Annotated in this window: 24 protein-coding genes; 9 read left to right on the plus strand and 15 right to left on the minus strand. The window is 44.0% G+C overall.

What is annotated here, in order from left to right; translation table 11 throughout:
* The first annotated feature begins 240 nt into the window (after positions 1-240).
* Positions 241-504: a DUF3012 domain-containing protein gene (locus AC6R16_RS03140; RefSeq protein ID WP_500641420.1), complete on the plus strand. Its 264-nt coding sequence runs from the start codon at positions 241-243 to the stop codon at positions 502-504.
* Between the two features lie 35 nt (positions 505-539).
* On the opposite strand, the gene AC6R16_RS03145 is transcribed toward AC6R16_RS03140, so the two are convergent.
* From AC6R16_RS03145 to AC6R16_RS03165, 5 genes are all read right to left on the minus strand, one after another.
* Entirely contained in the window at positions 540-2813 is a 2274-nt protein-coding gene (locus tag AC6R16_RS03145; protein ID WP_500673565.1) for an ATP-binding protein, read from the minus strand.
* A 160-nt stretch (positions 2814-2973) separates the two neighbouring features.
* On the minus strand, positions 2974-3639 hold the full coding sequence (locus AC6R16_RS03150) for a LuxR C-terminal-related transcriptional regulator (protein ID WP_500673566.1): 666 nt from the start codon (positions 3637-3639) through the stop codon (positions 2974-2976).
* A gap of 152 nt (positions 3640-3791) precedes the next feature.
* Positions 3792-4805 (minus strand): S1 family peptidase, encoded by a 1014-nt coding sequence (locus AC6R16_RS03155; RefSeq protein ID WP_500673567.1) that lies wholly within the window; start codon positions 4803-4805, stop codon positions 3792-3794.
* A 198-nt stretch (positions 4806-5003) separates the two neighbouring features.
* Positions 5004-6122: a glycine cleavage system aminomethyltransferase GcvT gene (gene gcvT, locus AC6R16_RS03160; RefSeq protein ID WP_500673568.1), complete on the minus strand. Its 1119-nt coding sequence runs from the start codon at positions 6120-6122 to the stop codon at positions 5004-5006.
* A gap of 258 nt (positions 6123-6380) precedes the next feature.
* Entirely contained in the window at positions 6381-7004 is a 624-nt protein-coding gene (locus tag AC6R16_RS03165; RefSeq protein WP_239824188.1) for a helix-turn-helix domain-containing protein, read from the minus strand.
* Between the two features lie 370 nt (positions 7005-7374).
* Here AC6R16_RS03165 and AC6R16_RS03170 point away from each other — a divergent pair, with 370 nt between their 5' ends.
* The 3 genes from AC6R16_RS03170 to gcvP all read left to right on the plus strand — a co-directional run bounded on the left by AC6R16_RS03170 (position 7375) and on the right by gcvP (position 12073).
* On the plus strand, positions 7375-8670 hold the full coding sequence (locus AC6R16_RS03170) for a serine hydroxymethyltransferase (RefSeq protein WP_239824186.1): 1296 nt from the start codon (positions 7375-7377) through the stop codon (positions 8668-8670).
* Positions 8671-8706: 36 nt separating this feature from the next.
* Entirely contained in the window at positions 8707-9087 is a 381-nt protein-coding gene (gcvH, locus tag AC6R16_RS03175; protein ID WP_004744041.1) for a glycine cleavage system protein GcvH, read from the plus strand.
* Between the two features lie 121 nt (positions 9088-9208).
* Positions 9209-12073, plus strand: a complete 2865-nt coding sequence (gene gcvP / locus AC6R16_RS03180; protein WP_500673569.1) for an aminomethyl-transferring glycine dehydrogenase — start codon at positions 9209-9211, stop codon at positions 12071-12073.
* Positions 12074-12151: 78 nt separating this feature from the next.
* On the opposite strand, the gene AC6R16_RS03185 is transcribed toward gcvP, so the two are convergent.
* Positions 12152-12802, minus strand: a complete 651-nt coding sequence (locus AC6R16_RS03185) for a glutathione S-transferase family protein (protein WP_500673570.1) — start codon at positions 12800-12802, stop codon at positions 12152-12154.
* A gap of 99 nt (positions 12803-12901) precedes the next feature.
* Here AC6R16_RS03185 and AC6R16_RS03190 point away from each other — a divergent pair, with 99 nt between their 5' ends.
* The gene (locus AC6R16_RS03190) at positions 12902-13330 is read left to right on the plus strand and encodes a winged helix-turn-helix transcriptional regulator (protein WP_500673571.1); all 429 of its coding nucleotides are present in this window, start codon (positions 12902-12904) and stop codon (positions 13328-13330) included.
* Positions 13331-13415: 85 nt separating this feature from the next.
* Here the strand turns inward: AC6R16_RS03190 and AC6R16_RS03195 are convergent, their stop codons facing one another.
* From AC6R16_RS03195 to AC6R16_RS03235, 9 genes are all read right to left on the minus strand, one after another.
* On the minus strand, positions 13416-13676 hold the full coding sequence (locus AC6R16_RS03195; RefSeq protein ID WP_004744021.1) for a DUF5062 family protein: 261 nt from the start codon (positions 13674-13676) through the stop codon (positions 13416-13418).
* Between the two features lie 204 nt (positions 13677-13880).
* Positions 13881-14750, minus strand: a complete 870-nt coding sequence (locus AC6R16_RS03200; RefSeq protein ID WP_500673572.1) for a PhzF family phenazine biosynthesis protein — start codon at positions 14748-14750, stop codon at positions 13881-13883.
* Positions 14751-14808: 58 nt separating this feature from the next.
* A complete protein-coding gene (locus tag AC6R16_RS03205; protein WP_004744019.1) occupies positions 14809-15150 on the minus strand; it encodes a MerR family transcriptional regulator in 342 nt (113 codons plus the stop codon).
* A 29-nt stretch (positions 15151-15179) separates the two neighbouring features.
* Positions 15180-16247: a threonine aldolase family protein gene (locus AC6R16_RS03210; RefSeq protein ID WP_500673573.1), complete on the minus strand. Its 1068-nt coding sequence runs from the start codon at positions 16245-16247 to the stop codon at positions 15180-15182.
* A gap of 99 nt (positions 16248-16346) precedes the next feature.
* Positions 16347-18401 carry a sensor histidine kinase gene (locus tag AC6R16_RS03215; protein WP_500673574.1) on the minus strand — a complete coding sequence of 685 codons (2055 nt, stop codon included), beginning with the start codon at positions 18399-18401 and terminating at the stop codon, positions 16347-16349.
* Positions 18402-18491: 90 nt separating this feature from the next.
* The gene (locus tag AC6R16_RS03220) at positions 18492-18767 is read right to left on the minus strand and encodes a hypothetical protein (protein ID WP_367939250.1); all 276 of its coding nucleotides are present in this window, start codon (positions 18765-18767) and stop codon (positions 18492-18494) included.
* Between the two features lie 76 nt (positions 18768-18843).
* Positions 18844-19893, minus strand: coding sequence for a hypothetical protein (locus AC6R16_RS03225; RefSeq protein ID WP_500673575.1), 1050 nt, complete (start codon positions 19891-19893; stop codon positions 18844-18846).
* Between the two features lie 52 nt (positions 19894-19945).
* Positions 19946-20995 carry a hypothetical protein gene (locus AC6R16_RS03230; protein ID WP_500673576.1) on the minus strand — a complete coding sequence of 350 codons (1050 nt, stop codon included), beginning with the start codon at positions 20993-20995 and terminating at the stop codon, positions 19946-19948.
* A 309-nt stretch (positions 20996-21304) separates the two neighbouring features.
* A complete protein-coding gene (locus AC6R16_RS03235) occupies positions 21305-21925 on the minus strand; it encodes a LysE family translocator (RefSeq protein WP_004744014.1) in 621 nt (206 codons plus the stop codon).
* Between the two features lie 181 nt (positions 21926-22106).
* On the opposite strand from AC6R16_RS03235, the gene AC6R16_RS03240 reads away from it, so the two are divergent.
* From AC6R16_RS03240 to AC6R16_RS03255, 4 genes are all read left to right on the plus strand, one after another.
* Entirely contained in the window at positions 22107-22658 is a 552-nt protein-coding gene (locus AC6R16_RS03240) for a helix-turn-helix domain-containing protein (protein ID WP_004749450.1), read from the plus strand.
* A 113-nt stretch (positions 22659-22771) separates the two neighbouring features.
* A complete protein-coding gene (locus AC6R16_RS03245) occupies positions 22772-23443 on the plus strand; it encodes a hypothetical protein (protein WP_004744012.1) in 672 nt (223 codons plus the stop codon).
* Positions 23444-23446: 3 nt separating this feature from the next.
* Positions 23447-24544 (plus strand): YHYH protein, encoded by a 1098-nt coding sequence (locus tag AC6R16_RS03250; protein WP_500673577.1) that lies wholly within the window; start codon positions 23447-23449, stop codon positions 24542-24544.
* 53 nt (positions 24545-24597) lie between these two features.
* Positions 24598-25080, plus strand: coding sequence for a hypothetical protein (locus AC6R16_RS03255; protein ID WP_500673578.1), 483 nt, complete (start codon positions 24598-24600; stop codon positions 25078-25080).
* Positions 25081-25099 lie beyond the last annotated feature (19 nt).

Below are 25099 nucleotides of genomic sequence, written 5' to 3' on the forward strand. Positions count from 1 at the left end.
GAAAACACTCATCGAAACGTTTCGATAGCATAATAATCCGTCACTTCAGAAATTCGAGATTCGATTCTACAGAGTGTGAAATTGATCCACTTTGATAGTGACTATTCTATTATCAAAGTGACTAAGATCACCCATCGAAACGTTTCGATATGCCATTTTCTTTATTTATTGACTCTATTAAGCGGCGCTATGCTTGTTTTAAGGTATAGTGTGAGGCAGAGATAAGATTTGGAAGTTGAAATGAAAAAAATTGTATTTTCTTTCGTAACGCTGCTAATGCTAAGCGCCTGCCAAACTGAGGTGGGAACGCAAGCTTGGTGTGACGAGATGGCTGATAAGCCTAAAAGCGAATGGAATGCTCAGGGAGCGGTTGACTACGCTAAACACTGTGTGTTGCAAGACGCTGTCGGAAGTGAAGGATGGTGTAATGATTTAGAAGACAAGCCAAAGGGCGATTGGAGCGCTAACGACGCAACGAGTTACGCCAAGCATTGTGTGTTCTAACCACCCCTAGTGAGTATTTGTTCTCAAGCAAATGCTCACTCTTCCGGTTCAATTCGGTTTTCAAGAGTAATAACAAATTTCGTTCCCATGCCTAAGGCGCTCTCCACTTCAATGTTTGCGCTTAGTTTCTGAGTACATATGTTGTAAACCATATGCATCCCTAATCCCGTTCCTCCTTTAGCTCTAAGCGTAGTAAAAAAAGGTTGAAATATTTTCGACTGATCTTGCTCACTGATCCCTTTACCGTTGTCCTCAACGCAGATATAGGTATGTTGATGATCTTGGCTAGCGACGAGCTTAACTTTTCGCTGAGAATTTTGTTCGTCAGAGAATGCATGCAAAGCGCTATTGGTCAAAAGCTCCTCAATAACACACGCCAACGAAATCGGCGCAACATACACACGAAGCTTGTTATCGCACTCTAACTGGGCAGAGATATTGTGTTCATCAAATAACTCTTCTGTGTGAGTTAACACGTCTGAAAACAGTTGCGACAACTCAATCAACTTGGGTTCTTCGACGGTCATTTTCTGGTCGACACTTTTCAACTTACTCACCAACTCAACAGAGCGATTGATGTTAGCGATAAGCATCTCCATACATTGGTTGGCCACTGAGAGGAACTCGGTGAGATCGTCCTGAGAAATCGTTTTATCCACGAAGCTTTTTTGTATCGAAAACAGTCGTTCATTTAAAATCGATAAACTCGTGACCGAGACCCCTAAAGGCGTATTCAGTTCATGCGCAACCCCCACCACCATACCGCTCAATGCGGACATTTTCTCAGCTTCCATGAGCTGATCTTGAGTGCGCTTAAAACGTTCGATTAACGCTTGCAAAGTGTGAGTATCTCCCGATGAAACTTGTTTTTGTAATTGGCCTTCAACATCATCGATCAATGATCGCAACCCAACGATCATTGCTTTTAGTGAGTTGGACATAATGTCCCTATCACTGCTCGGCGTCACATCTAGATCTTCGAGGTTACCTTTAGCAACCTGGTGGAGTACATCAATGTTGCTCTCTAGACGATCCATCAAGTTATTAAATGAAATCGCCACATCACCCGCTTCGGTTCCAAATTCAATCGGAACCCGTCGTGAATAGTCCCCATGCTGGCTTATTTGCTCAATGGTATTCACAGTTTCCAGCCAACTCATTCTGACGCCATGCTCACTGACATTGAGACCCACCTCCTCTTCGCTTTCAGTCACACGATCCAAGTGCATTTTTCTCAATAACATAAATATGGCAACAGAATTGAGTGCCGCCCAACCCGTCACCATCACTAAGCCAATGGCTTGAATGAGTAATTGATTGACTAAGTCATGGCTCTCCATCCATCCCAGTTTGAACCCCGCATACAATGTTCCAACAACACCGCAGAATAGGTGGACAGGAATCGCCCCCACCGGATCATCAATTTTCGCTTTGATCAATAGTCGGTCACCTAAAATGACACACGCTGATGCAAACATACCTAGTAGCAATAAGTCGACGATTCCCATAATGTCGGCACCCGCCGTGACGATCACCAAACCACCAAGAACACTATTGAGAACGACAAAGACCGGAACATACCTATAGTGATGTAACCAGAGCAAAGTCGTACATCCAGCAATAGCACCGCAAACTAAAGTGTTGAACAGAATTTTTGGTACTCGCAGATCAAAGGTATATAGGCTCCCTCCGTTAAATCCAAGCCAAGCAAACAGCATTAAGAATACGCCCAAAGTGACTAGCGTATGGCTATAAGAGGGGATTTCTCGAACCGTCTTCTTATCAAAGCGGCCTTTTCTCGGCCCGACGATAATAGTCCCCACCAAACCGACTATCCCGCCTACAACATGTACGGTTGCCCCACCTGCGAAGTCATAAAAGCCGCTTGAGTTAAGCCAAGAGTATGGGTTCCATGTCCAGTATGAGGCTATTGGGTAGGTGATTACAGCGATGAGAAAGGACGTATAGATATAACCTTTGTAACTCATTCGTTCCGCGACACATCCAGAAACGATCGTCGCTGCGGTCGTGACAAACATGACGTTAAATAGCAGTTTCGGTAAGTGCTCATTATCCATAGCTAGAGTTGTAAAAGAGAGCAAGCTCTCTCCCTGGCTCAGATGATAGCCAAACACGACATAAGCCACCGTCACGACAATAAAATCGGCAAGGTTTTTCATCGCGACATTGACTGAGTTTTTAGCACGTACACTGCCAGTCTCAATCAAGGTAAATCCTGCCTGCATAAACAACGCAATACAGGTACACCCTAGCAACCAGAGCAATGAAATCAGCTCTTTGTCTGCCATTCGACACCTAATGGTTAACCACTCACTTTACTAAGCGTAGTTTAGCCTCATTGCACCATCCAACAATGCAAGGTAGTTTGTTGTTTATCGTCGAAGTTTTTCAATAAAAAAGGCCAAGCTTGTTGCTTGGCCTGGCAAGGAAAATTAACTATTAACGCGATTACACTCGCTCTTCTAGAGCAATATTATTGTTTGCCCACAGCAGGGCCTGTAATCGGTTTTTAGCGTTAATTTTCTTAAAGATATTATGTAAGTGCGTTTTCACCGTGTTTTCACTGACAAACAGCTCTTCCGCGATCTGAATATTGGAAGCACCATGCCCGAGCAAGCGCATGATTTCTTTTTCGCGCTTAGTCAAATTTGCGTATGCTTGAGAAGTCGTGACCGTGTTAGCGCAGCGGAAGTGTTCAATGTAGTCTTGAGCAACTTTACGCGATAGCCACATCTCATCGTTCATGATCTTTTCCATGCCTTTGAGAAGCAAAGAAACTTCATCATCAACATAGAAAACTCCGACGAGATTACGCCATTTAAACAAATGGCTTGAAGGCGCTTCAGTTGGGCAGTTGAATACAATTTCTTTCACTGTGTATTGACTGGCTATTTTCGCTTGGTTGTACGACTCGAACTTACTGTCATCAAGGTAGTGGTAGTCGATAAGTACTAGGTTGCCTAAAAGTGAACAGCCTTCTTCCATTTCTTCTAAGGCATCTGACGTAACCATAGTAACTTGTAGCGAGAGCCCTTTTTCCAAAGAATCTTTCAGCAGTTTTGACTGCATCGTTACATCAGAAATAAGCGTAATTCTGTAGATATCATTATTCATCGTGGCGATCCCTAAACGACTTACCGATGATTTAAAACTATCGTTTAGGAAGAAATAGTCAACACAGCAATCTACTCATTCAAGAGCTGTTCAGCAAAAACAACCCATAGTTTCAATGAATTAATAAGCCATTCTCATTTGTAAGAACAATGTTAAATGAATACTCGTAAGGACATTATCGAATCGCGACGTACTAAAAGTACTACTAGAAGGTATAGCAGGCTTAACACACCTAAAGAACCACCGCCATCGCCACCACCACCGCTGACGGACACACTCGAACCGGAATCGTTGTTGATTAAGGTCCTCACACCGTTGATTGTGGTCACATAAGCTTTTGGTGTTTCCAGTCCATTAATTACTCTTGATATCCACGTTTGATAGTCATGCACATCAGTAAAAATGGAAGTGGCATTTACGCTTGTATCTCCACAGGTAGTAGGGCCGAAACTTGTGATACCAATTTGGATGTACTGGGATCCATTGTACCAATAAACTGGCCCCCCTGAATCTCCTCGACAGGTAGAGTTACGGTAGCCACCGTTAATTGCACCACTGAAGCATAAATGACTTGAAGTCAGCTTGCTGCCGTATTCCGCCTGACATGTAGCGGTATCAACATAGATAAGAGCCGTTTCAAGTAAGTTTGTACCACCAGAGACGTTACCCTCAATTAAGCCATGCCCGATGGCTTTATAATCTCCGCCTCCGGGAAATGCATTGTTGATTGTCACATTGAGCAAAGACGAGTAATCGGCTACCGCCAATGGATTTTCCAACTTAATTATTGCAATGTCATCAGGCCAAAGCTCTGCTGATGAATCAATATAAGTATCTGGATAGTAGAATTCTAAAGCCTTGGCTTGTTGATTAGAGAGGAAGTTACTTTCATCATCTAGTTGGGGGGCGACAACGGTGTATAACATTAAGTTGTCGTCACCATAAACACAGTGCGCTGCTGTTAAAACATACTGAGAATTAATCATGGTCGCGCCACAAAACGCAGAAGTACTGTAGACGTTACCATTGCGGAAAAACAGACTCGCGAAGGAAGGATAATTGACTATATTAGCGTCGCTGCCATTGACGATATACGGAGTCACTTCAATGGCATAGCTTAACTTGGTAAACAATAGCAGGCAAAACAACCGAGCTGACGCTTTCATACTTTCTTCCTACATTGTAATCACCTTTTAAGTGTAGGTTACGGTTGAAAGAGTTTGCCAGATCAGTTGACGCTCACCCACCCAGTGCTGCGCTTTAAGTTAGGTTAGCCTGTGTATATACGGCTCAAGCTAAGAGACAGAAAAAAACCTCTCCTAAGAGAGGTTTTAACACACTAAATGCACCATGCCATGCAATAATTAGCCACGATAGTAACGCTGTGGCACAAATGGCATTTTTTCAATTGTCATCGGTAGTTTCTTACCGCGCACATCAGCAAACAATTCTGTACCAACCGCTGCAAGGTCAGCACGTACGTACGCCATTGATACCGGTTTACCGGCATTAGGGCCTGCTGTACCACTGGTTACTACGCCGACTTTGTTGTCTTCCGCGTCAAACAGCTCAGCGCCTTCACGCACTGGCGCTTTAGTTTGCCCAACTAAGCCAACACGCTTGCGTGAAACATCTTTAGTTTCAATTTGCTTCAGAATGATGTCGGCACCTGGGAAACCACCAGCGCGCTCACCATCTGTACGACGAATTTTCTGAATACCCCAAAGAAGGCTTGCTTCTACAGGTGTCGTTGTTGTATCAAGATCATGTCCGTATAAGCACAGGCCACACTCTAGACGAAGCGAATCACGTGCGCCTAGGCCAATCCATTCAACTTCTTCTTCGTCTGTTAGTTTTTGCGCCAACTCTTGCGCATGTGAATTTGGAACTGAGATTTCATAGCCATCTTCACCCGTGTAACCACTGCGGCTAACGATGCACTCGACACCCAAAATCTCTAGCTTCTTCACATCCATAAACAGCATGTCAGCAACTTCGGCATTGAAACGCTTAAGCACATCTACCGCTTTAGGGCCTTGTAGTGCTAACAATGCGCGATCATCAATAATCTCTAGCTCAACACCTGATGGTAAATGCGCTTCTAGATGATTGATGTCTTGTTCTTTACATGCTGCATTGACAACAACAAATAGATGGTCGCCTAGATTAGCCACCATTAAGTCATCCATGATGCCGCCTTGCTCATTGGTAAAGAAAGCATAGCGCTGGTTGCCTTGTGGCAAATCAACAATGTCGACAGGAACTAATGACTCAAGGAATGCTGCCGCGCCCTCACCGTGTAAGCTTAGTTGCCCCATGTGCGAAACATCGAACAGACCCGCTGCATCACGCGTATGTAAATGCTCTTTCTTAACACCAAGCTTGTATTGAACAGGCATATCGTAGCCAGCGAAAGGAACCATCTTCGCACCAGCTTCAACGTGCAGTGCGTGTAGAGGGGTTTTAAGTAGTTCTTGAGTCATTGTTGTCTCCATTTAATCAGGTTCGTTTTCCGTTCGAGGAAACCTTGTTTCCAATAATAAACATGAGTGAGAATTTTTTGCACTCTTAACCTAACGATGAACATTCAAAATGTGACATTTAACATCATATTCACAATAAACAGAAAAAACAAAAACGCCATTTCGGATATAAACCATCCAAAATGGCGCTAAATCATACTCTAACAAAATAAAAGCAAACGGTTGCATTCACTATAAGAAATTCACATTAAATCTACATTATTTCGCAGTGACCCAAAGAATGTGTGCATCTTGTTCACTGGTCGATATCAGCATATGACCCATATTTGCATCATAATAAACACTATCGCCTTCATTCATCTCTACGGGTTCGTAGAATTCAGAGTAAAACATCACTGAACCAGATAAGATAAGAAGGAACTCTTCTCCGTCATGTCTGACCCAATCTCCATACTCTTCAAAGTTGCGCGCGTGAACCTGGCTCTTAAAGGGCATCATCTTTTTATTAGATAGTTGTGTCGCCAAAAGTTCATGCTCGTAAGTCGGGGTCGGATGGGGTTTGCCTTGATTCGCCTTGGTGATATCTCGACGACCTGTCGCGACTTTTTTTCTAGGTGGTTCAAAGAGTTGTGGCATATCTATCTGTAAGCCCAACGCTAATTTTTGCATTGCTTGGAAGGTCGGCGAAATCTGCTCGTTCTCTATTTTGCTTAACGTAGAACGCGCTAATCCGGTGCGCTGACTGGCCTCTTCTAACGTTAACCCAAGCTTGCCTCGAATGTCTTTAATTCTCTGGCCGAGCTTTAATGGCTCAATATTCTCGTCCACTGACTCTTTCGCAAGAGTCAAAGATGGATACTCATCATAGATATCTTCGGGCATGCTTCCCTCTACTTATTACTGCGACTTCCTGTTTCATTTTCATTGTGCACGAAGCAGATAGTGGAAGAAAGCGCCGAACAAGAAATAAACCGTGCTCTTGTTAACAAAATTAGAAACCTTGTTTCCAATAGGAAATTTTTGGTTGATTGTTCTTGCCACAACCGCTATGTTACCAACTTGTTAGTTGTAGAGATGTTATTTCCGAACTCAGTGTTTGACTGTTTTAACGCTCAGTTTCGGTTTTCCCCACTATTTTGGGGTTGGAAATTCACCCTGCTCTTACCTAGTGAAGAGTAGTAATAGAAGTAGAACTAACGAGAATAATGAACAACATAAGAATCTCGTTGGCATGAATGGAAGGTCATCTACCATGAACAAACCGTTTCAAAATCACAGCCTAGAGAACTTTTTCTCTACTAACCTTGCTGCTACTGACGACGCTGTCTTTGCTGGAATCCAAGCAGAATTCACGCGTCAAAACGAACAAATCGAACTTATCGCTTCTGAAAACATTGTCTCTAAAGCGGTAATGCAAGCTCAAGGTACTTGCCTAACCAACAAGTACGCAGAAGGCTATCCGGGCCGTCGCTATTACGGTGGTTGTGAACATGTCGATACAGTAGAAGCGATTGCAATCGAACGCGCTAAGCAGCTGTTTAAATGTGAATATGTAAACGTTCAGCCACACTCAGGCGCGCAAGCAAACGGCGCTGTGAAACTGGCTCTACTTCAACCTGGTGATACCATTTTAGGTATGTCTCTTGATGCAGGTGGTCACCTTACTCACGGCGCGCGCCCTGCACTGTCAGGCAAATGGTTTAATGCAGTTCAATACGGCGTTGACCGTGAAACTCTAGAAATCAACTACGAAGACGTTCGTGCGCTTGCTGTTGAGCATAAGCCAAAGATGATCATCGCAGGTGGTAGTGCAATTCCTCGCACTATCGATTTCGCTAAGTTCCGTGAAATCGCAGATGAAGTTGATGCCATTCTAATGGTTGATATGGCGCACATTGCTGGCCTAATCGCGACAGGTGCACACCCTAGCCCAATTCCGCATGCGCATGTTGTTACGACAACAACGCACAAAACACTGCGCGGCCCTCGTGGCGGTATGATTCTGACTAACCACGAAGACATCATCAAGAAAATCAACTCAGCAGTGTTCCCTGGCCTTCAAGGTGGCCCTCTAATGCACGTTATCGCTGCAAAAGCGGTTGCATTCGGCGAGGCATTAGGTCCTGAATTTTCAACTTATATCGATTCAGTGATCAATAACGCAAAAGTTCTTGCTGAAGTGTTGCAAACTCGCGGTTGTGACATTGTGACTGGCGGAACAGATACGCACCTAATGTTGGTTGACCTTCGTCCTAAGGGCTTGAAAGGTAACAAAGCTGAAGAAGCATTAGAGCGTGCAGGGATCACATGTAACAAAAATGGCATCCCATTCGATTCAGAGAAGCCTATGATTACATCGGGCATCCGTTTGGGTACGCCTGCGGGTACAAGCCGCGGCTTTGGCGCTGAAGAATTCAAACTCATCGGTAATTGGATTGGCGACGTACTAGATGGGCTAGTAGATAACCCTGAAGGTAACGCAGAAGTAGAACAACGCGTTCGCAAAGAAGTGAAAACACTGTGTGCTCGCTTCCCACTTTACCAATAAACAAATTAATCAAAGTTATTTTTTGGAGATTAAGCAATGGACAAAACACTGAAGTTTGCAGATAGCCACGAGTGGGTACGTGACAACGGTGACGGCACAGTAACTATCGGTATTTCAGAGCACGCTCAAGAAATGCTAGGTGACGTAGTATTCGTTGACCTACCTGAAGTAGAAGATGAAATCGAAGCAGGCGATAGCTTCTCTCTGGTTGAGTCTGTAAAAGCAGCTTCAGACATCTACGCGCCAATCACTGGTGAAATCGTAGAGATCAACGAAGAACTAGAAGATAGCCCAGAGCTTATTAACGAAGAACCTTTTGAAGGCGGCTGGATTGTTAAAGTGAAGATGTCTGACGCATCTGAACTAGACAACCTTAAAGACGCAGAAGAGTACCTAAACTCAATCGAAGACGAGTAATTAGGAAGATGCAGAAAGCTGCCCCCGACTCGGGTGGCAGCTTTTTTTCTAAGTTCGGACGTATAATTAGATATATCAGTAATGATATCCATTACCCGGACTACGGAGTAGGTAAAGGACAATGACTGAATTACTTCAAAGCCTCAGCACACAAAACGAGTTCGTTGCTCGCCACAACGGCCCAAACAAATCAGACCAACAGAAAATGTTGGAAGCAATCAACGTAGCAAACCTAGATGCGTTGATTGAAGAAACCGTTCCAGCGCAAATTCGCCTAGAAAAACCAATGACTCTTGCGGAAGCAAAAAGCGAAGCAGACATGTTGGTTGCGATGCGTGAGTTTGCCGACCAAAACCAAATTAAGCGTACTTTCATCGGTCAGGGTTACTACAACACCTTCACGCCAAACGTTATCTTACGTAACGTACTTGAAAACCCAGGTTGGTACACAGCATACACGCCTTACCAACCAGAAATTTCTCAAGGTCGTCTAGAAGCGCTACTTAACTTCCAACAGATGGTGATGGATCTAACAGCAATGGACATTGCTAACGCATCACTTCTTGACGAAGCAACAGCGGCTGGCGAAGCGATGACGCTATGTAAGCGTGCTGGTAAGAGCAAGAGTAAAGTCTTCTTTGTAGCAGACGATGTTCACCCTCAAACGCTGGAAGTTGTAAAAACTCGTGCTAAATACATCGGCTTTGATGTTCAAGTAGGCTCACTAGAATCTCTTCCAGAGCAAGACGTGTTTGGTGCACTTGTTCAGTACCCAGGTACAACCGGTGAAGTTCGCGACTTAACGGATATCATTGCGAAAGCGCAAGCAAACAAAACCCTGGTTACTGTAGCAACTGATCTTCTTGCATCTGCGCTACTGAAACCTGCTGGTGAAATGGGCGCGGACGTAGTTATCGGCTCAGCTCAGCGCTTTGGCGTTCCTATGGGTTACGGCGGTCCACACGCAGCATTCATGGCAACACGTGATAAACACAAGCGTACTATGCCTGGTCGTGTTATCGGTGTCTCTATCGATACCAACGGTAACCAAGCACTGCGTATGGCAATGCAGACTCGTGAACAGCACATCCGCCGCGAGAAAGCGACGTCTAACATCTGTACTGCTCAGGCACTATTAGCCAACATGGCGTCATTCTACGCGGTGTACCACGGCGCAGAAGGATTACGTACGATTGCTCGTCGCACACATCATATGACTGCGATTCTAGCGGCTGGCCTGACTAAGTCTGGTTTCGAGCTCGCTCACAATAGCTTCTTCGATACCATCACTATCAATACTGCTGATAAGACTGAAGCGCTATACGCAAAAGCGCAAACGGCTGATATCAACCTACGCCTACTTCAAGGCAAGCTAGGTGTGAGCTTAGACGAAACAACGACAACGGATGATATTGAAGCACTATTCGCTGTCTTTGGTGTGAAAGAAGAAGTTAGTACTCTATCTTCAGAGATCGCAGGCAACGAGTTTGCAGCGATCCCAGAAGCACTTCGCCGTACTTCTGAGTACCTCACTCACCCAGTATTCAATACTCACCACAGTGAAACGCAGATGATGCGTTACCTGAAACAGCTTGAGAACAAAGACTTCTCGCTGACTCACGGTATGATCCCACTGGGCAGCTGTACAATGAAACTTAACGCAGCCGCTGAAATGATCCCGGTTACTTGGCCAGAGTTTGGTTCTATCCACCCATTCGCGCCAATCGAGCAAGCGGCGGGTTACTCAGCATTAGCGAAAGATCTTAAAGAGAAGCTATGTGAAATCACAGGCTACGATGATTTCTCTCTACAACCTAACTCTGGTGCATCTGGTGAGTACGCGGGTCTTATCGCGATTCAACGCTACCACGATAGCCGTGGCGAAGGTCACCGTAACGTCTGTCTAATCCCAAGCTCAGCGCACGGTACTAACCCAGCGACGGCGTCTATGGTGTCAATGAAAGTCGTTGTTGTTAAGTGTGACGACGACGGTAACATCGACATGTCAGACCTAGCAGCTAAGATTGAAAAGCATGCTGATAATCTTTCAAGCATCATGATCACTTACCCTTCTACGCATGGCGTATACGAAGAGCAAGTGAAAGAAGTGTGTGAAATGGTTCATGCGGCTGGCGGTCAGGTTTACCTAGACGGCGCAAACATGAACGCTCAGGTTGGTCTAACTTCTCCTGGCCTGATTGGTTCTGACGTTTCTCACCTTAACCTGCACAAAACCTTCTGTATTCCACACGGTGGTGGCGGTCCGGGTATGGGTCCTATCGGTGTTAAATCGCACCTAGCACCTTTCCTACCGGGTCACATCGAAAACGGTGTCGAAGGTGAAGATTTTGCGGTATCAGCAGCAGATCTAGGTAGTGCCTCTATCCTGCCAATCTCGTGGGCTTACATCGCGATGATGGGTGAAACAGGTCTAACAGAAGCAACTAAGGTCGCTATCCTTAACGCCAACTACATGATGGAGCGTCTACGCCCTCACTACCCTGTTCTTTACCGTGGTACAAACGGCCGTGTGGCTCACGAGTGTATTATCGATATTCGTCCACTGAAAGAAGAAACAGGTATCAGCGAAGAAGATATAGCCAAGCGTCTAATGGACTACGGTTTCCACGCACCAACCATGTCGTTCCCAGTTGCGGGCACACTGATGGTTGAGCCAACGGAATCTGAAGATCTAGAAGAGATCGATCGTTTCTGCGAAGCGATGATCGCAATCCGCGAAGAAATGGCGAAGGTGAAAAACGGTGAGTGGCCACTAGAGAACAACCCTCTAGTCAACGCACCTCACACGCAAGTAGACCTAGCGAAAGATGAATGGGATCGCCCATACTCTCGCGAGCTAGGCTGCTTCCCTTCACCTGCTACCAAGTCTTGGAAGTACTGGCCGACAGTAAACCGCGTAGACAACGTATACGGTGACCGTAACCTAATCTGTTCTTGCCCAAGCATCGACAGCTACGAAGACTAAGTTTCCTTACAGTAAGTCAAAGGCGAACCCAATGGTTCGCCTTTTTATTTCATGCCTCAACGCTCATCGACTAAGGGATTACCTTTTCATCGACTTACCAATCTCTTCAGTTTTGCTTGGCGCTGTAGCAGCCCAATGGGGAGCCTCACGCATGCGCTCAAAATACGCGTTGACGTTAGGATAGGGTTCCCAATCAAAAGGGATGCTTTCTTTAAAAAACTCGACATGCACCATTGCGTAATCCGCCAATGTTATTGCATTACCAACCATGAACTGTCGCCCTTGTAGGTGCTGCTCTAATACTTCAGCAAATCGAACTAGGTTCTGGCTGGCCCAATGAATAACAGTATCATCGCCTTTTGTACCCATAAATTTGGGTTTGGCAACGGCTTCTAACGCTAAAGTTCCAAAGGCTTGATTGAAATGGGCGAGCTCCCAACATAACCAGCGATTGATATCCGCTCTTACTGTTTGGTCGTTTGGATATAGGTCATTTGTACCTGAAGTCTCAGCTAAATGCTGAATAATGGCGTTAGATTCCCACAGTGAAATATCGCCATTAATTAACGTCGGTACCATGGCATTCGGGTTTAGGCTCAGGTATTGCGGCTGTTTGTGCTCCCCAGAAAACAAATCTAGATACTCTATTTCAATATCTAGCCCTAGATGATTGATCACCGCCAATACTTTACGAGAGTTGGGCGATCCTACAATTGCGTATAGCTTCATGTGTCCTCCTTGAATTTAACTTGTTTTTTGCAAGTAAAATAACCCTAGAAAATTAACTTTCATTTTGCAAGTTAAATTCAAAACGAGTACGATTAATGAATGGTAGATAAAAAAACTAAAGAATGGTCCGGCTGTCCAGTGCGTTTTGGCATGAGCCAATTCGGAGATAAGTGGAGCTTTCTGATTCTTCGAGACTTAATGTTTAAAGGTCGGCATTACTATCAAGAGTTTTTAGAGGCAGGTGAAGGCATCTCTACTAACATCTTGGCGAGTCGACTTGCGGATTTAGAATCAAACGGACTGATCAGTAAAACACGTGATACTGTCAAGCGTTCTAAGTTTGTCTACACATTGACCAACAAAGGAATAGATTTGCTACCTATGATGCTAGCGATGATCGATTGGTCCGAAAAATACGATACGAAAACCGAAGTTCCCTCTGATTTCATTCGCAAACTGCGTAAAGACCCCGAGTCGTTACACCAAGAGTTACGACAGGGCTTAGCTATAGACGACAAAAGTAAGTAGGGGCTCACTGCCCCTCAAGATAATATTTCGTTAGCGGCGCTACTCAGGCTCCAGCCTACATCTTAGGTAGGCCATTTAAGCACGTTTATTTTAGAGGGTCGTTATCTGGCAACGCGCTATGAATCCAAAGCGCGAGTCTATGTTTGATGTTGGCACCATCAAGTTTACTGTCAGGCAACGGAGTAATTTGTTTGGCATCAACCAAAAATAGATAAACCGCTTTCACCCTGACAGGCTGTGGCGATTTGGGCAAATCAAAGCCTTGCATCTTTGCCATTTTCTCACCAATTTCTAGTGCCTTTTTTACCAGTTTATCTTCATTGTGAAGCTTGGAGCTTTTTGACATTAATAAATTCCTCTTTCCTGACTCCATCCAGAATACATCAAGCTCGTAAGTTGGCGTGTTAGCAACCTCTCAGAATAACAACGACATAGATTGATTTTGCCAGCCCACTTCCTACTCAAAGGTCTTTTTTTGACAAATAGGTGAATAAATGAACTGGCTGATTATTCAGGATTAGAGCACAGGACAATAAGCTCCTAATTAACACTATTCTAAAACGATAGATTTAGAACTAGAAACCACGCCAATTCCACCCGCAAGCAAAGAAGTAATCCTATTATCTTGAAGTGCTAGCAACACTTTAATGCAGCTTGGCGACGGTGTTGTCATCGCATACCCCTGTTCAATATGTACCTCGTTCTTTTTGACTCCCAAGTAGTCATATAAATAACACCCAAGCGGTCCAGCAGCCATTCCTGTCGCTGACTCCTCTGTAATCCCGTAGCGAGGTGCGAACATTCGTGCTGACGCATCCCTCTCCGCTTTATTGGTTTCCAGTGTAAATACATAGAAGCCTATCAAGTCATATTTTTCTGACAGCTCATCAATGACGTCCATCTTTGGCACAAGGGCTTCTAGGGTATCAATATCTTTAACACCGACTAGTGCAAAGGCATTTCCGGTACTCGCGATAATCGGTGTTGCTAAAATGTTGTCTTGCGTGAGACCTAACGCATCTAAAACGTTGTCCGCATCGGCTTCAAAGCGGAGATAGTGAGGTTTTAACTGCTCCATATAGGCTAACTCGCCTTCCATTCGGATGTGCCGATTTCCATCAATCGTTTGTTTAGACGTATTTGGATTGGGAATTAGCCCCTGCTGGGAAAGGTAACTAAAAGTCGCAATAGTGGCATGGCCACAATGAGCTATTTGCCTATCTGGGGTAAAAAAGTCGAGTTTAAAATCTGCGCCAGAAGTCGATGCTGAAACAAACGCAGTCTCAGACAAGCCAACTTGCTTGGCAATCATTAGTTTCTGTTCTGCGCTTAAAGCATCTGCTTCTAAAACAACACCCGCTGGGTTGCCACCATTTTCACCATCAACAAACGCATCTACAATTGCTACTTTCACTTCCATTTTGCTTCTCCTCACTGGGTTAGTTCAATGAGGTTAGCAATCTAGACCATACTCTAGGTCAAGCGTTTTTGAAGCGATTTATTTTGTTTTCTGTCACCTCAATATAGTGCTCGATATCCTGTTGCTGTTTATAAAGGTGATTAAGGTGTTCTTCTAGAAATGCGATACATTCTAAATCATTGCCTTGATAAAAAGCTTCTGTATATCTTTTGATGGTGTTTAGCGACATACCAGAGTTTTTCATACAAGAGATCCAATTGAGGACATCCACATCTTTTGAGGTATAAGAGCGATGACCGCTAGCATCCTTAACAGGCTTTTTAACTAACCCCTGTTTCTCATAATAACGAATAGTGTGAATGCTCATTCCTGTTTGATCGCTGACAATTCCAATTTTCATTTCATAGGCACCTATAACCACTATTACCCTCAGTTAATGAGTTCCTTAAAGAAATCTCTTAACTTTTCATCTTCGATTTCTAGCAGATTGTCGCCCACATACCACTCTACAACTGACTGATTTGGGTTGGCTGTCACTTGTGGATTACCAAACCATATGCCCTTTTCCGTCGCAAAAGACTGCTGGAGTTCTTTGGCTTCATGGCAACTAAACGGAAGGATGAGGTGAAGCATGTTAGATTGTGGTTGAGTAGGATTCACTGCTAGAGCTGGAAACTCACCGATAATCTTGTATATCTGCTTAGTACGCTGAAACAGTTTGGGCAGCTTGGCTAGCTTTTCATCAAATTGCATCGCTGCTGAAACCACGTAAGGGGTGCGATGATAGAGATTGCCACCTTGGCGCTTCATCCAGATTGATGCTAAATCAATAAACTCTTTTGAGCCAAGTAGCATAGAACCACCAAGTCCATTAACCCCCTTGTAAAGCGATACATACGTTGTATCAAAGCCTTGCGCGATTTCTCTGTACTCTTTCTGATAGTAAGCAGCCGCTTCCCATAATCTCGCGCCATCCATGTGGAGATGAATGCTATTGTCCGCACAGTAGCTTTTTATCTCTTCAAGTTCTTGCCATGAAGGTAGCTGACCACCAATTTCACGCATAGGCAGTTCATACAAAACCGCAGCCAATTCGTCGGGCCACGCTTTTAGATCTTCCAGCTTCCATGTTTGGAACTGATTGCCTATGGGCAATATATTGAATCGATTTTGAAGTTGGTAGCCTTGTCTTTCATGTACATAAATATGGCTAGATGGATGCATGCCTACATTTGGGTTTCGCTTTTTTTTTGCCACTAGTTCCAATACTGTTGGCTGAGTCATTGTGCCTGTGACTACAAAAAGCCCAGCTTCATACCCTAACAAGTCAGCAACCTTCTGCTCGAAAGCTTGGATAGTTTCACCCTCACCATAAACATCATGACTGACGTCATTGTCTTCACACCACTTAGCCATTTTTTTGAAGTGTTCTGCTGGTGAATCCTCTTTATTTCCTGGTAGATGGGTACCGCATAGCTGTTTTAGATGAGCGCTCATGGTTCATTCCTTCGATTTAAGGTCTCAACAATGTAACCTGTTAAAAACGAAGGGTAAATACCTCTCAAAAATAGGTAAGCTTGCTTCCCGTAGTGCGGATTAGTCCTCCGACACCCTTTGCTTAGGAAGAGTAATCACAAACTTTACGCCCTTATCTGAAGAGAACTCTAATTTGCCTTTCAGCTTTTGAGTAACTAAGTTGAAAACCATATTAAGCCCAATTCCAGTTCCCCCGCTGCCGCGGCGAGTAGTATAAAAAGGTTCAAAGATTTTCTTGTGCAAACTTTGCTCAACTCCGCACCCGTTGTCTTGATAAACAAATACCACATCTTGGCTTTGTTCAAAGAACTCGATCACTATTTCAGGCTGTGGCTGTTTAGCGAATGCATGATGAATACTATTCAGAATCAGGTTCGAAAACACTTGTGTCAGCGCACCAGATAGACTTGTCATTGAAACATTAGAGTCGCCTTTTAACTTTGGCTCTACTGATACTTTTCGAGTTTCAGGGTGGAGACTAGCGATCAATGACTCGAGTACATCTCTAACGACAAATTGACTCAGTGCTTCAGAGGTTTGGTGCACTGCCGTTTGTTTAAAGCTTTGAACAAGTGAAGAAGCGCGATTTAAATTTTCTTTTAATAAGGCTAAAGCCTCTAATTGGTGCTGCATATTAGATTCAAATTGATCGCTCGTTAGAGTTTGATTTTGAAAAGCAGAATTGAGCTCACTATTTGCATCAGCGACCAACGAGGCAGAAGTAATTGCAATTCCAAGAGGAGTATTAACTTCATGAGCAATACCCGCAACAAGACCCCCTAGTGCTGATAGTTTCTCAGATTCTATCAATTGGTCTTGGGTCTGTTTTAGTCGTTCCAAGCTCTGCTTGAGCTCAAGTGTGCGTTGCGCTACGTTGTGTTCGAGGTTTTCATTTAAATCTTCAAGTTGCTTTTGGGCTGCAATACGAACATCTATTTCTTTATGTAGTTTTTGATTAGCTTTTTCTAAATCAGATAAGAACTGATTAAAGTAAACCGTTAGCTGAGCGAGTTCATCTGTCGAACCCGATTTGTCTTTCATCAACGTCGGATGGTTACTCATAGATGCTTGGCTGATCCAGTTCATCATGCCTTTTAACGGCAACACTATTGAGCGGCTAAGAATTAAGTTCGACGGAATCACTAAAGCGATTGCAAACACTAGCACAGCTACATGTACAAGTTTTAGATCCACCAGCGGTTGGTTGAGTTCCTCCACATAGGTTGAAGAAACTATGTACCAATCGTACTCCGGTAGGTATCTGAAAACAGCTATCTTCTCTCGATAGCCTTCATCATGGGGATTTTTCCACGTGTAAGTAATCGTGCCGTTTTTCTGATGAATTATCTCTTGTACGAAAAGCTTGCCATTGGAATCTGTAACGTTATAAAAGTTGCCGGTTACGAATGGATGCACAATAGGGTCACCCAATTGATTCAGTACGTAAGAGTAACCCGTTTCGTCGAAGTTTAGCTTAGAGATAGAGTCACTAAAATCATCGATATTGATCAAACTGGCAAACTCCTCTCTGTATGAGGAAGATGTGATGATCCAGTCCCAAGGTTCAAAGTAGACCATGTACAGAGCTTTTGGCCGCTCAACCAGTTCATCAGGGTTTTTCCACTGATACTCTAGATACCCCCTCTTCAGCTCAATTTGCTGCTTAATAAAATCAAAGGAAATTAGGCTGGTATTCAACAGCGGCTGTTTGGGGTGGACCCTAATCACTCCCGAAGAGTCGACGACATAGGGGTATCCTGTTTCACCTATCGATTGGCTCAATAAGAAGTTTGTTGCCTTTTGCTTTGCTTCTTGCTGTGTAATCTGACCACGTTGATACTGCTGAAAACACAACTCAACATATTGGAGGTTTTGCTCTGAGATACCACGTAAATAGCTGCGAATCGTTATATCGACTGTATTGGCAATGTTATTGGTGATCGACTCGGTTGCAGACGTTAATTCTTTCTCTACACCTTGTTTAACCACCTCTCTCATTAACAGGTAGTTAGCGAGGTTAGCAATATTGATCACGACTATGAACAACAGCAAATAGCCGAACAGCAATCTGTTTCTAATCGACAGTTTTCTTAATATTCTCTGTAGACTTAGCATAACAACCCGCATACACGTATTTGTTCCTAAAGCATAGTCACTAAATCCGTATTGGGTGTGGACGCTACTCCCTCGAAGCTGGGCGTTTCTCTACATTTTCGAACCAGCAAAAATACCAAAACTGAGGACATTCAGCGTATCTGTTAAGCTTTCTACCGCAGTTAGGATCTGCCTTGTGGGCTCGGTATCTAGTAAGACCTGAGCATCGACACTTTTCTGAATAGGTTCTGGGTCACTAGCTTCCTTTTGGATAGTGGGTGGAGGCTGGTTGACAACCTCTTCCGCTGTAAGCGTTTCATTCGTGCTAGAGCATCCAATGAGCGTGGCGAGTAGGCTCAATAGAAAAACGGGATGTTTATAGATCATAAGATATCAACACAATAAAAAACACCGTTCGATTGTATGATAGTTTTGAGTCCCCTACTAGTGCGAACTGCCACTATCATAACAATTGTTCTAAAAAAGCCACCTGTTGCCGTTCTTGTTCACTCATTTGATACTCTTCATCACTAAGGGTTTCCGAGTTAAATGTCCCTACGGGATAACTTTCTGACTCAGAAAGCCCATAGCCAGTTTTCTCTCCTGGGTAGCCCGACATTCTTTCAACAACGATGTTCCTCAACTCGAAGTTATTCGACCCTTTGGGCAGAACGCTTTTGAATGCCTTGAGTTCAAGAGTTTGGTCACCTTCAGATAAATGCTGTTTTTGAACTAAAGATGCAATCGCCTTCCCTTCGCTCTGATACAGATTTGCTCTGATTCGATAGATTCCAGCTTGGCTAACATCCAGAGTCACTGGTAACAACATATCAGGGCCAGACGCATAGCCTTGCCCAACACTTAGAATGGTAGCGACAGGATGATAAAACCGAATGTCAGCACTCACTACGTCCTCCCCTCGCTCGAAATCAAGGTTTGCAACCAAGCGAATCTCTTCAGGCCAGTTCGAGTCCGGAACGAAACTCCATTGTTTGCTTTCTGAAGGGAGCGACGCCAAAACTTTTTGCTCTTCTACTGACACTACCTCTAGTACAGTGGATATAAGCGGTTCACTCGTCTTTAGCACCACTTCTATTTCATCTGGATAAAAATGCCTGAACTTCTTAACACTTAGTGAAGCCGTCGACTTCCCGTCCAACACAGGGAGAGACAGTTCGATAAACTCATTCCAGTTAAGGTATGGGCTATCATCGCTTGTTATTGGCTGAGAATAAGACGGATACTGCAGCTTTTGTTGATGCATATAAGCAACTTGCTTTAAAGACAATGATAGAGAGGTCAAAACAGGTGTGCTTGTGCCGTCATCCGCGCTCTGTTGTGCAGTTGTCTCTTTGACTTGTTGCTTTGTGACCGCACTGCTTTGAGCGTTTACTGGCACAGCTAAGGTGTTAGCTTCTAACGAAAGCTCCTCGTCCTGTTCATACAGCCAAATAATTCCACCACATATCGCGATCGACAGAGACAAAACAGAGGCCTTGTGTTTCAAATACATAGAGCAATCCTTTTGCTCGAGGCTATGGAACAAAACCATAGCCTCCGGACAATTAGTTCATAGCGACGGCTAGTTCTGACATAGTGCGTTTTGCAGAGTCTTTAACATACAAGTATTTAGTTCCCCACCAGCCACTCTCTTTATAAGTGTTTAGCTCAACATATTGCCCGTTCGTTAGCTCAACCTTATTCACACTGGAAGTCACCTCACCTTTATGTTTTGACCCAACGACATCGCTATGGCTATAGTTATCACCCATGATTAATGGATAATGCTCCGGCATGAAGCTAGAGACTCCTTTACTCTGATTCGAAATCTTTCCGTTCATGGCCAAATTTGTCGAACAACTGTCAAATTTCCCAGAACTTGATGCGCCACAGGCTGAATGTGCTGCTACGACACCGTCGTCGTTACCGGGCAAAAATGCCGATGTCGTTTTGAAGTAATCTGTGCCATTCCCAATAAAGCGAATACGTGGGATCCTATGTTCGGATAGCCTTGCGATTTGTCGAGCGTTGGCAACCTTTAGATCATTGAGCACACCCGAGTTTTGCTGGTTTGGCATTTCCCCTAACCAAAGAGAAATCGCATATCGCATCGCGGTGTTTGCTAAGCCGCCACCCTCAATGATATTGATGACAATGTCACCCAATTCAGAGCCTCCACCAGCCCCAGCAAAGTCAAACGTGGCCACGATATTCAATGGCGTCAATCCGGCATTAGTCAGCCAGTTCTCCTGATTGTCTAGCAGATACCTTGTCACTAAGTCACCAGCAGAGTGAGTGACAAAAATACAGCCGGTTTGGCATGTGCCTTGTTGCGACAACTCCTTTAATTTTGGCCACGCATAATCACTAGCGATTTTGCCTTCTACTCGCTCGTAGGCAGGCCAATCGATACGAGCATCGGCGTATTGCAACCAGTACTCTTTCCAATAATCTTCCCCCTCTAAAGTGACTTGCGCTCTATCGGGTTTAGACTGGAGTTGATCAGATTGAAAGCCATGAACTAAGACGACTTTATAGTTACCTATTGCAGCATTTGTGAAACTAGAAAACACAACAGCCCCGACTATAGAGGCAATTTTTATAATATTTTTCATGATGTTATTTAACCTTTATCATCCTTTGATTCGCTTCATTACTTTAAAGAAGGAGCAAAAATTCAAACATCGAAACCACTTCTGCTCGATTAATAGAGTTAGTAGCTGAGCAATTATCAATCAACTCATCCGACGAGAGCTTTTGCACTAGGTTAAAAAAACAACATCTATAAGCCTGCTTTTTGAGACATATGGCAGATTTACGTAAACTTGTCATACGCAAATCTCAACTTATGCATTACGCCTCAAATCTGTAGCAAAATGTTGAAGTAGGGATTTTTAGTAATGGAAAAGACTAGAGGCTTATCTCTACACGACTATATTCAGTTCAGCGGCAATATCGATAACAACGGGTAACACCGAAATGGCTAGCAGAATCGACATGGTGAGATTAAACAACCTTAAATAACTTGGTTTTTGCAAGTATTGCCTCAAAACTGAACCAAACATCAGCCAAACTCCGACGCACGGAAAGGAAGCCACAAAGAAAGTCATAGCAATCGTTAGGTTTTGCGACATGTAAGTATCGCCAACGGTCGTAAAAGCCGAAATGGCACCAATCGCCACTACCCACGCTTTCCCGTTTACCCACTGAAACAATGCCCCTTTCATAAAGCCCAGTGGCTTAGATTGACCTCCTGCCGCTGAGACATTTCCAGACTGAGCAATTTGCCACGCAAGATAGAGTAAATAAGCCGTTCCGAGCGTTTTAATGACCAAGTCTAACTGGGGAAACACATAAAACAACTGACCAAATCCAAGCCCGACTAATAGCAACATAATGGTAAAGCCTACGCATATCCCCAAAAGCAGAGGCAATGTTTTTTTAACACCAAAATTCACTCCCGACGTCATTACCATAATATTGTTCGGTCCAGGTGTTACCGATGATGAAATAGCGAACAAGGCTACGGATAATAGATACTCCACAACAAACTTCCTCTTTTACTCTTGGTTTAATTGCGTACAGCCAATCCCTCAATCAAACAGTCGATTTAATGAACGATGAGATTATATATTGAACACCGGAATAATGTTTGTCAAACCGTACATTCGTTTTTTATAATGAACATGGTGAAGTAAGAGTAAGGAAGCTTGGAACCCTATGACAATGAATAAAGCACCAATTGCTCAGATAGCAGCAACACTTAGTGCAGAAAGGCAGCGCTCTGGTCTAAGCATCGCAGAGGTGGCAAGACGTGCCAACATCGCAAAATCAACGCTTTCTCAGCTTGAAAATGGCTCTGGAAACCCAAGTATCGAAACCCTATGGTCAATCTGCGTGGTTTTGGATATCCCCTTCTCTCGTTTGATAGAAGAACCGTCAGCAAAAACCAAGGTGATCCGTTATGGTGAAGGCGTATCTGTTTTCTCGAAGAATGAAGATTACAAAGCAACCTTACTGGCTGCATGCCCTCCGAGTGTCAGCCGCGATATTTATTGGCTAGAAGTCGAACCGGGTGCGCCGTTTCATTCAGAGCCGCACAATCGCGGTGTGATTGAACATATGATCATTGTCAAAGGAAGGGCTCGATTAGGGCTATTATCCGATCAGCATGAACTCGGTGAAGGCGACTATATTACCTATCCTGGAGATCAAGCTCATATATTTGAGGCATTAGAACCAAATACACGTGCAATGTTAGTGTCGGAGTATCGGTAGTCTAAGTGGTTGAGAATATGACCAAAGTAACATTTAAAAGAAGGTTATCTTGAACAGTTAAAATCCCGCTCTACTATTTGAGCGAGCACCGCTGTCAAAGGATTGATGACTTTATGCTAAAAACCTCTCGCTTCTATTCCACTCTCGCTATATCTGCACTTGCACTTTCAACGCCATATGCAAGCAGTTCTGAAATGGTCAAGATTCAAGCAGATGTATGGGCAGACAACTGGTTCGCCATGTACATAGAAGATCAAATGATCATGGAAGACTCTGTCTCCATTAATACAGAGCGGTCATTTAATGCAGAGAGTTTTGTCTTCCAATCTTCATTGCCCGTAACGCTGAGCTTTGTAATAAAAGACTACAAACAAAATGATACGGGCTTAGAATATATCGGTTCTCGAAAGCAACAGATGGGTGATGGCGGATTTATTGCGCAGTTCACTGACAGTAGTAATAACAAAACTCTGCTAGTTTCCAACGAGGCTTGGCGATGCTTTCCGATCCATATTGCTCCAATCGACAAGCGCTGCGAAAAATCTAGCCAACCTAATAAAGACTGCATGAGCGATATAACCTCCGAACCACACGACTGGAAAACAACGTCATTCGACGATAGACAGTGGCCAAATGCGAGTGCATTTCCAAAATCTAAAGTAAAACCAAAAGGTGGCTACGACCTAATTCGATGGCATCGTGATGCTAAGTTAATATGGACAGCAGATTTAGAGACTGACAACACGATTTTGTGTCGAGCAACTCTCACTTCAGAAGAGGTTTAGGACATGAAGCTGGGCTGCAAACTGCTAATTTCATTGGCGCTTACTCTAACTTCTGTTTCCTCACTTTCTTCAGCGTCTGAAGGCAAAAGTAGAGCGAGGTTAGAGCTTTCTACCCAATTTTCAGTTGAAGTGCTGAAAGCCCCGATTAGACACTATAAAAAAGACAAAAAGCCAAAGCGTGGTAACCGTCCAACTACCATAGTACTGCCAACAACCAGTATCGATAGCCCTGAGTGTACAAAAGTACAAGAGAGCTTTATCAAAGCCGGTTTCTCTAATGTCTCTGTTGTTTGTGACGAGACTTACGCATATGTTCAGTCAGATACGTACCCTGACCATGACGTAATGAATGGAATTACAGAGACAAACGAGCAGATACCCGTCCCTGCTAGTCAATACGTCGCTCCCATCCGACTCTCTCCTGAGAAAGCCAAATCTTACACATCGATAGATGCCGCTCTTGGAATTGCCATCAATGGTGTCCCAATCTACGATTATTCAGCTCAAGGGGAACTTAACCCAGAGCGATACCAATCAGCCAAAGATACCGTAAAGCTTGGTCAGTTAGACCAATGTGGCGGGCATGCAGGTCGAGGCGATGATTACCACTATCACGCAAAGCCAGTTTGCATGATCGAATCCATGCCGGAATGGGGGGATTCATCAATCATAGGCTGGGGTTACGACGGATACCCTCTGTTTGCCGATAGAAACCCAAATGGAACCCAGATCGAAAACGGCACTCTCGATATTTGCAACGGGCAAACAGACCCCACTTATGGCTATCGTTATCATACCTCTCCACAACCCCCATACATATTTCAATGCTTAGTAGGGAAAGTAGACACCAAGATCCTACCTAGAGTGGCCCCACTTAAAGGAGCAAAGGCTCGTGCGAATTTAAAACCGCCGAAGAGTGGAGTTCAAAATTTGCGACACATTGAGTCAAAAGACGGAACGAGGGAACTCTCCTATACTTATCAAGGTGTCGAATATTATTCACGTTATACGCCATCAAAATCAAAGCCTAACTGCTATGAGTTCGTACAAAAAACCATAAGTAATAATGGTGCCATTGAGTCAGGAACTTACTGCCGTTAATAACCAAACAGACGTCAATTATGTTATATAAAACAAAACTTATATTGTGGTGTTTGACTAGTCTAGTCTCGATACTGTTCCCAGCCATATCCTCAAGCCACACATTAGCGCAAACCTCTTCACAGCTCATTTTGCGCGATGGACAGGCTGAACTTAGACTTTACGTAGATATAGAAACTTGGCTTATGAGGCTGCAAGATCCTCAAGCTTGGCTACTAGGGGATACCGAAGTTCTCCTTACTGAGCCACAACTTACATCAAGCCGCCTGAACATTGAACTTTACAAGCTTCTCGAGAATGGCGTTAAACTCACTATAGACGGAAAGCCTATTCCATTGTCGCCAGTTAAAACAGCCGAATCACAACATAGCCATGTCGTAGAATTTCGCTTTTCTGCTACGCACACTTTTCAGTCTCCTCAAGAAATTGAGATCCGCTTCCCCAAATCTCTCGGTGACGTGCATTTTTCATTATCTCGTCCAGTTTATAGCCAGCTACCAGCAGGCACTGCTCAAAACTTTTCGCTCCAACATTAGTCGTTTTCACTCACACAAA

Source organism: Vibrio sp. R10-SG3-ISO10 (genome assembly GCF_059834185.1).

What these genes read in the sequence shown, in the direction of transcription:
- AC6R16_RS03170 (WP_239824186.1), top strand. Translation starts at nt 7,375, where the DNA reads ATGAACAAACCGTTTCAAAATCACAGCCTAGAGAACTTTTTCTCTACT.
- AC6R16_RS03215 (WP_500673574.1), bottom strand. Translation starts at nt 18,401, where the DNA reads ATGCTAAGTCTACAGAGAATATTAAGAAAACTGTCGATTAGAAACAGA.
- AC6R16_RS03200 (WP_500673572.1), bottom strand. Translation starts at nt 14,750, where the DNA reads ATGGAAGTGAAAGTAGCAATTGTAGATGCGTTTGTTGATGGTGAAAAT.
- AC6R16_RS03155 (WP_500673567.1), bottom strand. Translation starts at nt 4,805, where the DNA reads ATGAAAGCGTCAGCTCGGTTGTTTTGCCTGCTATTGTTTACCAAGTTA.
- AC6R16_RS03220 (WP_367939250.1), bottom strand. Translation starts at nt 18,767, where the DNA reads ATGATCTATAAACATCCCGTTTTTCTATTGAGCCTACTCGCCACGCTC.
- AC6R16_RS03250 (WP_500673577.1), top strand. Translation starts at nt 23,447, where the DNA reads ATGAAGCTGGGCTGCAAACTGCTAATTTCATTGGCGCTTACTCTAACT.
- AC6R16_RS03145 (WP_500673565.1), bottom strand. Translation starts at nt 2,813, where the DNA reads ATGGCAGACAAAGAGCTGATTTCATTGCTCTGGTTGCTAGGGTGTACC.
- AC6R16_RS03225 (WP_500673575.1), bottom strand. Translation starts at nt 19,893, where the DNA reads ATGTATTTGAAACACAAGGCCTCTGTTTTGTCTCTGTCGATCGCGATA.
- gcvP (WP_500673569.1), top strand. Translation starts at nt 9,209, where the DNA reads ATGACTGAATTACTTCAAAGCCTCAGCACACAAAACGAGTTCGTTGCT.
- gcvT (WP_500673568.1), bottom strand. Translation starts at nt 6,122, where the DNA reads ATGACTCAAGAACTACTTAAAACCCCTCTACACGCACTGCACGTTGAA.
- AC6R16_RS03185 (WP_500673570.1), bottom strand. Translation starts at nt 12,802, where the DNA reads ATGAAGCTATACGCAATTGTAGGATCGCCCAACTCTCGTAAAGTATTG.
- AC6R16_RS03230 (WP_500673576.1), bottom strand. Translation starts at nt 20,995, where the DNA reads ATGAAAAATATTATAAAAATTGCCTCTATAGTCGGGGCTGTTGTGTTT.
- AC6R16_RS03245 (WP_004744012.1), top strand. Translation starts at nt 22,772, where the DNA reads ATGCTAAAAACCTCTCGCTTCTATTCCACTCTCGCTATATCTGCACTT.
- AC6R16_RS03165 (WP_239824188.1), bottom strand. Translation starts at nt 7,004, where the DNA reads ATGCCCGAAGATATCTATGATGAGTATCCATCTTTGACTCTTGCGAAA.
- AC6R16_RS03210 (WP_500673573.1), bottom strand. Translation starts at nt 16,247, where the DNA reads ATGAGCGCTCATCTAAAACAGCTATGCGGTACCCATCTACCAGGAAAT.
- AC6R16_RS03195 (WP_004744021.1), bottom strand. Translation starts at nt 13,676, where the DNA reads ATGTCAAAAAGCTCCAAGCTTCACAATGAAGATAAACTGGTAAAAAAG.
- AC6R16_RS03150 (WP_500673566.1), bottom strand. Translation starts at nt 3,639, where the DNA reads ATGAATAATGATATCTACAGAATTACGCTTATTTCTGATGTAACGATG.
- gcvH (WP_004744041.1), top strand. Translation starts at nt 8,707, where the DNA reads ATGGACAAAACACTGAAGTTTGCAGATAGCCACGAGTGGGTACGTGAC.
- AC6R16_RS03140 (WP_500641420.1), top strand. Translation starts at nt 241, where the DNA reads ATGAAAAAAATTGTATTTTCTTTCGTAACGCTGCTAATGCTAAGCGCC.
- AC6R16_RS03205 (WP_004744019.1), bottom strand. Translation starts at nt 15,150, where the DNA reads ATGAAAATTGGAATTGTCAGCGATCAAACAGGAATGAGCATTCACACT.
- AC6R16_RS03240 (WP_004749450.1), top strand. Translation starts at nt 22,107, where the DNA reads ATGAATAAAGCACCAATTGCTCAGATAGCAGCAACACTTAGTGCAGAA.
- AC6R16_RS03190 (WP_500673571.1), top strand. Translation starts at nt 12,902, where the DNA reads ATGGTAGATAAAAAAACTAAAGAATGGTCCGGCTGTCCAGTGCGTTTT.